Raw genomic sequence first — 7,672 nt, 5'->3', positions numbered from 1 at the left:
GTCTTGGCGAGAATGTTGCGCTGGATCTCGTTGGAGCCGCCGACGATCGAGACGTGCCGGGCCCAATAGTGGTTGGGTGCGACGGCCATCGCCCAATCGTCGCCCTCGACGTCCGTTCGCAGTCCGGCGACGAACTCCGGATCGAACTCCATCGCGCTATAGCCGGCGACCTCCAGCAGCAGCTCGGCCGATGCCTGCTGCAGCTGCGAGCCTTTCATCTTCAGGATGGAGGACTTCGGATCGGGCTTGCCGTCGTCACGCTTGCCGATCTCGGAGATCAGGCGCATCTGGGTGATCTCGAGCGCCTTGAGTTCGACCTCGATCTTCGCGACGCGCTCGCGGAAGCGCTCGTCCTCGATCAAGGGGTGGCCGCCGGCCATCACCTGCGAAGCGAGCTGCTTGGCGCGCCTGACGCGCATCTTCGACACGCCGACGCGGGCAATGCCGCTGCGCTCGTGGCCCAGCAGGTACTTGGCGTAGTCCCAGCCCCTGTTCTCCTCGCCGATCCGGTTGGCTACCGGCACGCGGACCTTGTCGAGGAACATCTCGTTGGTCTCGTGATGCCCGTCGATTGTGACGATCGGACGAATCGTGATGCCGGGGGACTTCATGTCCATCAACAGGTAGGAGATGCCCTGCTGCTTGCGGGCATTCGGGTCGGTGCGCACGAGGACGAAGCACCAGTCGGCGTGGTGGGCGGTGGAGGTCCATAGCTTCTGGCCCTCGATCACGTAGTGGTCGCCGTCGCGCACGGCCGTGGTCCGCAGCGCCGCGAGGTCCGAACCGGCGCCGGGTTCCGAGAAGCCCTGGCAGAACCAGTAGTCCATGCGCGCGACGCGCGGCAGGAAATGGCGCTTCTGCTCCTCGGAGCCGAACGCGATCAGCGTCGGGCCGATCATGTTCATGTTGAAGGAGATCGGCTCCGGCGCCGGCGCCATGTGCAGCTCCTCCTTGAAGATGTACTGGCGCACCGGGTCCCAGCCGGTACCGCCCCACTCGGGCGCCCACGAAGGCGTGGCCCAGCCCTTGTCGTGCAGGATGCGCACCCAGCGGCGCATCTCCTCCTTGGAGATGCGCTGCCCCAGTTCGGCCTTGCGGCGGATGTCCGCCGGAAGCGCCTCCCGGAAGAACGTGCGGACTTCCTGTCGGAAGGCGTTCTCTTCGTCGGTGAATCTCAGGTCCATGAGGCGGGTCTCTGTCAGTCGATGAGGCCTTCGGAGCGCAGCGACGCGATACGCGAGGCATCGAACCACGCTGCCAGCGCGGCATCGGTCTGGGCGGGCGAGGGCGCCTGCGGCGCGGTCGGCTTGTCTGGCACCGTGCGCGAAAAGCGGGGGGCCGGGGCCGCCTGCACGATGCCGTCGATCTCGATGAAGGTGGCGCGCGCCTTCAGGTGCGGGTGTTCGGGCGCCTCCTTGAATGACAGCACGGGAGAGACGCAGGCATCGCTGTCCTCGAGCAGGCGCGTCCATTCGTCGCGCGTGCGCGTCTTGAACTTCGCGGCGAGGACGGCACGGGCCGCCTTCCAGTGCTCGCGTGAGAGCTGCGGCCCCAGGCTCACGGCATCGATCTCGAGCCTGGCGAGCATTTCGCCGAAGAACTTCTCCTCGATTGGGCCGACCGCCACCCAGCCGCCGTCCGCGCATTGATAGCAGTCGTAGAAGTGCGAGCCCGAGTCGGTGAGGTTGGTCCCGCGGCCTTCGCGCCAGATGCCCCCGGCGACCATGCCGAAGAAGGTGGTGGCGAGGTGCGCGGCGCCGTCGACGATGGCGGCGTCGACGACCTGGCCCTGGCCCGACCGGCGCGCTTCCAGGACCCCGGCCAGCAGGCCGACGGCCATGTACAGGGAGCCGCCTGCATAGTCGCCCACGATGTTGAGCGGGATCGTCGGCGGCTGGCCTTCGCGGCCGATCGCGTCAAGGAGGCCGGTCAGCGCGAGGTAATTGATGTCATGCCCTGCGCGTTGTGCGAGGGGGCCCTCCTGGCCCCAGCCGGTAAGGCGGCCGTAGACCAGCTTCGGATTGCGCGCCAGGCAGACGTCGGGCCCGAGCCCGAGGCGCTCGGTGACGCCGGGCCGGAAGCCTTCGATCAGCGCGTCGGCGCTCTCGATCATCTGCAGCACCGTCTCGATCGCCCTCGGATTCTTCAGGTCGAGTGTGATGATCCCGCGGTTGCGCAGCAGCGTGTTGAAGCGCAACGGCCGCTCGATGCCCAGCTTCGCGGGCTGCTTGCGGTCGATGCGGATCACCGTGGCGCCGAGGTCGGCGAGCAGCATCGCGCACATCGGCCCGGGGCCGATGCCCGCGAGTTCGACGACCTTCAGGCCGGTCAAGGGCCCGCTCATGCGGCCGCCTTGCCGAGCACGCTGCCGGCGATGATGTTGCGCTGGATCTGGTTGGTGCCCTCGATGATCTGCACCACCTTGGCGTCGCGGAAGTAGCGCGCGATCGAGTACTCGGACGAGACGCCCGCCGCGCCGAACAGCTGCACCGCGTCCGTCGCGACCTTCATTGCGACGTCGGAGGCGAAGCACTTGGCCATGGCGGCCATCGGCGCCAGCGCCTTGCCCGTGACGCCCGCATCGACCATCGCCGCGGTGCGGTAGACCAACTGCCGCGCGGCTTCGGTCTGCGTGATCATGTCGGCGATCATCCAGCGCACGCCCTGGAAGTCGGAGATCGCGTGACCGAACGCGCGCCGCTCCTGGATGTACTTCACGGTGTGGTCGATCGCCCCCTGGGCGATCCCCACCGCGCGCGCAGCGACGATCGGCCGGCTTGTGTTGAGCGCCTCCATCGCCACCTTGAAGCCCGCGCCGCCTTCGGGGCCGAGGCGGCTGTCGGCCCGTAGCACCACGTTGTCGAAGAACAGGGGGCAGGATGGCACGCCGCGCGCGCCCATCTTGTCCTCCTTGCGGCCCACTGTCAGGCCGGGCGTGCCCTTGTCGACGATGAACATGTTGATGCCCAGGGGCTGGCCCTGTTCGTCCTGCGTCTTGGCGGCGACGAGGATGAAGTCGGCGATGTCGGAGTTGGTGCACCAGATCTTCGAGCCGTTGAGCACGTAGCCGTCGGCCGTGCGCCGGGCGGTGGTCTTGATGCCCGAGACGTCCGAGCCGCTCTGGGGCTCGGTCAAGGACAGCGCTCCGCGCAGCTCCCCGCTCGCGAGGCCGGGCAGGAGGCGCTGCTTCTGCTCCGGCGTGCCGCCGGCGAGGATCGCGCCGAATGGCGTCCACTGCACGACCAGCAGGTAGCCGGTGTTGTAGCAGACGCGCCCGAACTCCTCGACCGCCACGCAGGCCGACAGCGTGCTGCCGGTGCCGCCGTATTCCGACGGGAAGGGCAGGGCGAACAGGCCCAGCGACTTCAGCAGCTCGAACATGTCTTGCGGGTAGTCGGCCGTGCGGTCGATCTCGTCAGCGCGCGGCGCGACCTTCTCGCGGGCGACGCGGCGGATCAGGTCCTGGATGCTCTTCTGATCGTCACTGAGTTCGTAGCTCAAGGGGGGGGCTCCCTCGTTGGAAGTCGATTGGAATGGCGAGTCGAGGGTCTATTATATGAACGTAATGCACATTTGTGAATAATGAATTCGCACTGTTCCGTGGGTTCCGACGTGAGCCAGCGCGGGGGGGTAGTCCGCATCGCTATCGATGCGGGCGCGGCCTGGCGGCAAGACCTGCGCGTGCGCGCGCTTTGCCAGGTTGGCGTAATGGCGGCGGGTGTCTGGCCTGTCCGGGTACGGGCGTTCCTCGTCAAGGCAAGCTTGAGAAAGGAACATGGTACGTATAAGTGAATACGTCGGCGAGTCACGCCACGGCAAAGCCCGGACGCCCGCTCTGTCCGCGCGGCGCCATGGGCGCTCGGCTGCGTCGGGGCTGGTCTCTTGCTCGGGGCCCGGCGTTGTTCGGCATCGATCTTCCGATCGAAGTGCGTTCCCGGCCGTAATGCTTGCGGTGTTCTATTTTGTGAATATGCCACTCGGGCGTGCGTGAGTGGGGTGTCCGCGGGCGCCCGTTCCCCGGTAGGTGGGCTGTCGCTACCCGCGGCGGGCTGAATGCCATCGGATGCGGGTTGACAGCGTTGACATCGGCCAAAGATGGTGTTTACATTGTCGAACGTCATTCACAAGTGGGCCCCGACTTGCCGGGCCATGGAGACCGTCTTGGACACTGCCGTTAAGCATCGGGTCCGCGTGGACTATGTTCCCGCCGAGCACTACACCTCGCGCGAGTACCTGCAGCGGGAGAAGCGCCAGCTCTGGCCGAAGGTCTGGCAGCTCGCCTGCCGCCTTGAGGAAATTCCCTTCGTCGGCGACTACGTGACCTACGACATCCTCGACGAGTCCATCATCGTCGTGCGCCAGGACGCCGACACGATACGGGCTTATCACAACGTCTGTCCCCATCGCGGTCGCCGCCTGACCGAGGGCTGCGGTACGGCGGCGCGCCTGCAGTGCAAGTTCCATGGCTGGCAGTGGAACCTGGACGGCAAGGTGATCCGCATCATTGACCGCGATGACTGGGCGGGCTGCCCCGACAACGGCGACGAGGACTTCACGCTGCCCGAGATCAAGGTGTCGACCTGGGCCGGCTTCGTGTTCGTCAACTTCGATCCTGACTGCGAGCCGCTTGAGACCCACCTGGCGCCGGTGCCGGAGTACACGAACTGCTACGAGTTCGAGAAGATGCGCTACCGCTGGTACAAGTCGGTGCGGCTGCCCTGCAACTGGAAGGTGGCGCTCGAGGCCTTCAACGAGGGCTATCACGTGTTCGGCACGCACCCGCAACTGCTCGACACCCAGGGCGACGACACGACGCGCAGCTTCACCTTCGGCAAGCACGGCATGTTCGGCTATCCGACGGCGACCCGCCTGACCGGCGCGCCGTCGCCGCGCACCGGCCGTCCGGTGCCGGACGACGTGCGGCCCGGGATCGTCAAGTTCTTCACCGATCTCGAGGAGCAGCTCGCGGCGATCACCACGGCCAGCGACGCCGAGGCCTCCAAGCGCATCCTGACGGAATGCCCGCCGGACATGCCGCACCTCCAGCTGCTGATGAAGGCCGGCCAGTTCCAGGCCGAGGCGGCGATCGCCGCCGGCGCGGGCTACCCGAACATCACGCCGGAGCAGGTCTACAAGGCCGGCACGGACTGGCACGTGTTCCCGAACATGGTCTTCCTGATGTCGCCGAACGGGATGCTCTTCTACCGCGCCCGTCCCGACGGCGACGATCCCGATTCGTGCTTCTACGACATCGGCTCGCTGGTGCGCTACGCGCCCGGCGCGGAGCCGCCGCTCAAGCGCGAGGTCTACTGGGGCAAGGAGGACTGGAAGACCGACACGGTGGAGCGCTTCGGCCTGATCCTCTCGCAGGACTTCGCCAACATGGTGGAGGTGCAGCGCGGCATGAAATCCAGCGCCTTCAAGGGGGCGCGCACGAATCCGCTGCAGGAATCGGTGATCTCCAATTTCCACGCGGTTCTGGACGACATGCTGTCCAGCGATCGGACCGGTGACTGAATGACCGCCATGTCCAACAAGTGGGACGAGTCCTTCGACCTCGTCGTGGTCGGCAGCGGCGGAGGATCGATGTGCGCGGCGCTCGTCGCCAAGCAGCTCGGCAAAAGCGCGCTGATCGTCGAGAAGCTGGACAAGGTCGGCGGGTCGACCGGCTTCTCCGGCGGTGTCTGGTGGGTGCCTAACAACCCCGTGATGAAGCGCGCGGGCGTGGCCGACAGTCCCGAACGGGCTCGCGAGTATCTCGATGCGGCCGTGACCTACGATGGCCCGGGTACGTCGCCGGCCCGTCGCGATGCGTTCATCCGCACCGGACCTATGATGATCGACTTCCTGGAGCGCCAGGGCATGCAGTTCGTTTACGCCGACGGATGGTCGGACTACTACGACGAGCTGCCCGGCGGCGAACCGCGCGGCCGGTCGCTGTTGGCCAACTTGTTCGACACCCGCGAGCTCGGCGATTGGGAAAGGCGGCTCTCGCGCTACAAGGGCTTCAGCCTGCCGGCGTGGATGCACGAGATGCCGACGCTGCTGCTGGTCAAGCGGACATGGGCGGGCAAGAAGGTGGCGCTCGGCCTGGCTTGGCGCATCCTCAAGGGCAAGCTGACCGGCGCGCGCCTGGCCGGCGCCGGCGCGGCGATCCAGGGGCGCATGCTGCAGATGGCCCTGCGCGAGAAGCTGCCCATCTGGCCGGAGGCGCCCTTGTCGCAGTTGGTCGTCGAGGACGGGCGCGTGACCGGCGTGGTCGTGCGCCGCAACGGGCGCGATGTGCGGGTGCAGGCGCGCGATGGCGTGCTGCTGAACGTCGGCGGCTTCTCTCGCAATGCGCGCATGCGCAAGGCCTACCAGCCCCAGCCCAGTTCCGCGAACTGGACCAACGCCAATCCGGGAGATACCGGCGAGGTCATCGAGATGGCGATGGCCCTGGGTGCCGCGACCGATTGCATGAACGAGGCCTGGTGGGTGGTCACCTCGCTCGGGCCGGACGGCAAGCCGCCCAGGCCCGGCGGTTACGCGGACGACGGCACACCGCTGCCCTTCATGCACCACTTGGACCTGTCGCTGCCGTACTCGATCATGGTCGACCAGCTCGGCGAGCGCTTCTGCGACGAGGCCGGGGCCTACATGGAGATCGGCCAGCGCATGTACGAGCGCGAGCTCAAGACCGGCCGCGCGGTGCCGAGTTGGGTCATCATGGACAGCCGCCAGCGCGCCTACTACCCCTGGGGAACGGCGCAGCCCGGGCAAGTGCCCAAGGAGTGGCTGGACAGCGGCTACATGATCAAGGCCGGGTCGATCGAGGAACTCGCTGCCCGGACCGGCATCGACCGCGCGGGGCTTCAGCGCACACTCGAGCGCTTCAACGGGTTTTGCGCCACGGGCGTGGACAAGGACTTCGGCCGCGGCTCCCGGGCTTTCGACCGTTGCCATGGCGATCCGACGGTGAAGCCCAATCCCAACCTGGGCGCCATCGAGAAGCCGCCGTTCTACGCCGTGCGCATGTACCCGGGCGACGTCGGCACCGCGGGCGGCCTGGTGACCGACGAGCATGCCCGCGTGCTGCGGTCCGACGGCTCCGCCATCGACGGGCTGTACGCGACCGGCAACTGCACCGCGTCGGTCGTGGGGCGCTGCTATCCCGGCGCGGGCGCGAGTATCGGTGCGTCCTTCACGTTCGGCTACATCGCCGCGCACCATGCGCTCGGCGCGACGCCTCAATGAACTTTCTTCAGGAAGCCTGACATGAATCCAGAGAACCGCGTCGACAAGGCCATCTTGGTCGACATCTACAAGCGCATGGCGCTGATCCAGCGCAGCGACGACCGCTTCCGCGCCGTCATCAAGTCCGGCAAGATCGTGGCGCCGTACTACTCGCCGCGCGGGCAGGAGGTGATCCCGTCAGCGATCTCGGTGAATCTTACCGACGAGGACTACATCTGCACGATCTACCGCGGCATCCACGACATGCTGGCCAAGGGCGTCCCGTCCAAGCTGCTGTGGGCCGAGATCGCCGGCAAGGCGACCGGGACTTGCAAGGGCAAGGGCGGTCCGATGCACATCACTCATCCGGCCTCGGGCGTGATGGTTACGACCGGCATCGTCGGCAGCTCGATGCCGATCGCCAACGGGCTCGCGCTGGCGGCCAAGCTGCGCGGCG

General features: G+C 67.1%; 6 protein-coding genes. 3 read left to right on the top strand and 3 right to left on the bottom strand.

Annotation, left to right across the window (positions count from 1 at the left end; all coding sequences use genetic code 11):
- The 3 genes from I73_RS21585 to I73_RS21575 all read right to left on the bottom strand — a co-directional run.
- A partial coding sequence (locus I73_RS21585) for an acyl-CoA dehydrogenase family protein (RefSeq protein WP_022982526.1) occupies positions 1–1,184 on the bottom strand: 1,184 nt, incomplete at its 3' end.
- A gap of 14 nt (positions 1,185–1,198) precedes the next feature.
- Positions 1,199–2,344: a CaiB/BaiF CoA-transferase family protein gene (locus tag I73_RS21580; protein ID WP_022982525.1), complete on the bottom strand. Its 1,146-nt coding sequence runs from the start codon at positions 2,342–2,344 to the stop codon at positions 1,199–1,201.
- Complete coding sequence (locus I73_RS21575) at positions 2,341–3,501, bottom strand: acyl-CoA dehydrogenase family protein (protein ID WP_022982524.1); 1,161 nt, start codon at positions 3,499–3,501, stop codon at positions 2,341–2,343. Before I73_RS21575 ends, I73_RS21580 begins: the two co-directional genes overlap by 4 nt.
- A 648-nt stretch (positions 3,502–4,149) precedes the next feature.
- Here I73_RS21575 and I73_RS21570 point away from each other — a divergent pair.
- The 3 genes from I73_RS21570 to I73_RS21560 all read left to right on the top strand — a co-directional run.
- Positions 4,150–5,517, top strand: a complete 1,368-nt coding sequence (locus tag I73_RS21570; protein ID WP_022982523.1) for an SRPBCC family protein — start codon at positions 4,150–4,152, stop codon at positions 5,515–5,517.
- 9 nt (positions 5,518–5,526) lie between these two features.
- A complete protein-coding gene (locus tag I73_RS21565; RefSeq protein ID WP_026097041.1) occupies positions 5,527–7,236 on the top strand; it encodes an FAD-binding protein in 1,710 nt (569 codons plus the stop codon).
- A gap of 21 nt (positions 7,237–7,257) precedes the next feature.
- Positions 7,258–7,672 (top strand): thiamine pyrophosphate-dependent enzyme (locus I73_RS21560; RefSeq protein WP_022982521.1); only part of this gene is annotated, 415 nt, incomplete at its 3' end.

The sequence above is a fragment of the Ideonella sp. B508-1 genome (genome assembly GCF_000333615.1).
Taxonomy (GTDB): Bacteria; Pseudomonadota; Gammaproteobacteria; order Burkholderiales; family Burkholderiaceae_C; genus Ideonella.
This window is presented reverse-complemented; position numbering and strand designations above follow the sequence as displayed.